1 protein-coding gene is annotated in these 265 nt (G+C 44.5%); it reads left to right on the top strand.

Annotation, left to right across the window (positions count from 1 at the left end; genetic code table 11):
* Positions 1-265: DUF1542 domain-containing protein (locus L0P31_RS09305; protein WP_238096655.1), on the top strand; the 265-nt coding region annotated here is incomplete at both ends.

Below are 265 nucleotides of genomic sequence, written 5' to 3'. Positions count from 1 at the left end.
TTAACAGACGAAGAAAAAACTGCGGCGAAAGCTGATGCAAAAGCCAAAGCCGACGTAGCGAAAACAACTATTGACAATGCAACAACAAACGATGCGGTAGAACAAGCTAAAAACGATGGGGAAGCAAGTGTATCTTCAGTAACACCAACAGCGCAAGCGAAGCCAGCTGCAAAACAAGCCATCGATGACGCATTGAAAGCTAAGAACGATGCGATTGATGCCAACAACGATTTGACTGCTGAAGAAAAAGCCAAAGCTAAGGAAG

The sequence above is a fragment of the Streptococcus mitis genome (assembly GCF_022137125.1).
Classification (GTDB): domain Bacteria; phylum Bacillota; class Bacilli; order Lactobacillales; family Streptococcaceae; genus Streptococcus; species Streptococcus mitis_CE.
Note: the sequence above shows the minus strand (reverse complement) of the source record. Positions and strands in the feature narration are given on the sequence as shown.